Source organism: Anaerotaenia torta (assembly GCF_050433395.1).
Taxonomy (GTDB): Bacteria; Bacillota; Clostridia; order Lachnospirales; family Lachnospiraceae; genus Mobilitalea; species Mobilitalea torta.
In genome coordinates, this window is record NZ_JBNPXH010000012.1 from 212,782 (window position 1) to 215,064 (window position 2,283).

1 protein-coding gene is annotated in these 2,283 nt (G+C 45.6%); it reads right to left on the bottom strand.

Annotated features, from left to right (window positions below):
* Positions 1 to 259: 259 nt before the first annotated feature.
* Positions 260 to 2,251 carry a diguanylate cyclase gene (locus HNQ56_RS19065; RefSeq protein WP_429149443.1) on the bottom strand — a complete coding sequence of 664 codons (1,992 nt, stop codon included), beginning with the start codon at positions 2,249 to 2,251 and terminating at the stop codon, positions 260 to 262.
* Positions 2,252 to 2,283: the final 32 nt, after the last annotated feature.

Consider the following 2,283-nt stretch of genomic DNA (forward strand, 5'->3'; position numbering starts at 1 on the left):
GAGCAATTTTTTTGCACTTTAAAAATTGTGAGTCTGCTTTTCTCCCATTCGGGAGGCTTTTTCAACGAGCAATTTTTTTGCACTTTAAAAATTGTGAGTCTGCTTTTCTCCCATTCGGGAGGCTTTTTCAACGAGCATTTTTTTGCATTTTAAAAAATTGTGAGTCTGCTTTTCTCCCGAACGGGAGGCTTTTTCAACGAGCACTTTTTTGTATTTTAAAAAATTGTGAGTCTGCTTTTCTCCCGGATGGGAGGCTTTTCTAAATTATCTTCCTACTCTTCTCCAGCCGTTTCTCAACACGGTTTCTTCCGTTGAACTTCGCCTGATACAGCAGCATATCTGCCTTGTTCACCAACGCATTGGAGGTCTCGCCCTCATACTGGGCCACCCCTATACTTATCGTAATCGTCTGATCCTTCAGCCCGAAATCATAAGCCTGAATACTCCTTCGTATATTCTCGGCAATCCTTGCCGCCTGTTCCGGCTGCAGGCCGGGAAGAATAACCAGGAATTCTTCTCCGCCATATCTGCCTATAAAATCCTCTTTCCGCACATTCTGAGAAATCAGTTCACACACGGCAACCAGAACCTGATCCCCGGCCAGATGCCCGAACTGGTCATTGACTCTTTTAAAATAATCGATATCCAGCATCATAATACTGAGGCTGCTGTTCTCTTCTCTGGCCTTGTGTAATTGCTTCTCCAGCACCTCGTTGATATACTGGTGATTATACAGATTCGTCAGGCTGTCCTTAATGGACTTATTGACCAATATATTATTCATCGTCACAAGCTCACTGTTCAGCTTATTGATATTTTCATTGTTCTGCTTCAGGGTTTCCTCTATTTTCTTCTGGCTGGTGATATCAATAATACAGGACAGGGAGGCTTCCTCTCCCTGATAGACCGACGGAACCATGGTCCATATCCCCTGCAGCTTGGAACCATCCTTTCTCCGAATAACAACCTCTTTGTTATTTACATTTTTTCCTGATCTAAGGATTTCAAAAAGCTTCTTATCCTCCCGGGTATTCATTATATGCTCCGACAGACGGCTGCTCACCATAGCTTCCTTGCCCACGCCCAACAGCTCCTGGGCCCTGGTATTCAGATACATAATCCGGCCGGTTTTCCTGCTGGTCAGGAGAATCGGCACCGGCGCGATTTCCAGAATGGTACGGGAAAGCTTCTCGCTGTCAGTCAGCTTTTCATTGGTCAGCTTGTGCTTCTCTATCTCGTCGTACAGTCCCCTTGTTGCAGTCATATCCTCCCCGACGATTAGAAACCCCAGCAGGAGGCCCGCCTTGGAATGCAGCGGAACAACTGACAGATGAAAGGGGATGGGATGTCCGCTTTTCGAGACTACTGTCAGCTCTGCCAGCCTTACTGGCTTCCGGACCGACTCACCGTCCTCCATAAGCCTTTGCAGTTCCGGCTGCTGCAGGAACTCCGTGATTCTCCTGTCCGCCATTTCCTCTTCCCGATATTCCAGAAGAGTGTGGGCCTGCCGATTGGATTTTATGATATATCCCTGGGGATTGGTCAGAAAGGCCAATCCGCTCAATTCCTGAAACAGCTCATTGGTAATGAGAGTAGTGGGAATCGACATGAACTGATATTGGATAATCGAATAATGAACGCCCCACAGCATCACCAACGTAAACAAATGCCCCATACCGGGAAGACGAACGAGATCCGCGGCCGGCAAGATATACTGAAACAGGTAATTGACCAAAAAGGGAACGATACTGCAAAGGGATATAATATATGCCTGCTTTTTCTGAATTCTACTGCCGGAGCGGTATCCCCAGAGGATCATAATCAGTATGCTCAGCAGCAGATATGTAAAATTATAAGCAAAGTTACCCTTATAAAAGATGGCTTCCGTCAGCGGAGGGGTGTCAATTCCCGGTCCAAACAGAAACAAAACCATATACAGGGATGCTGCGGCAGGCAGAAATACCAGCAGCCTGATGTACCATCTCCTTACGAACCGGTTCCGTGTCAGAACCATAACAAAATAGAGAACAATCGCCTCAAAGGTACACCAGCCTAAAGCGGATAGTTTATTCCAGAAGGAGTATTGTACCGTATTCTCTGCCAGATAAAGAAACCCCCAGGCAAAGGACCAGATGGTCATAGACAGATTCATGACAAAAAATATCCGGCATAATTCTGATGTTTTATTTAACTCAAACTTCGCACTTGAATAAGTGCCTATGCACCTTGAAAATTCAATAATAACTGGCATAAAAATAGCATGAAACCGTCTGGTTTTGGTAT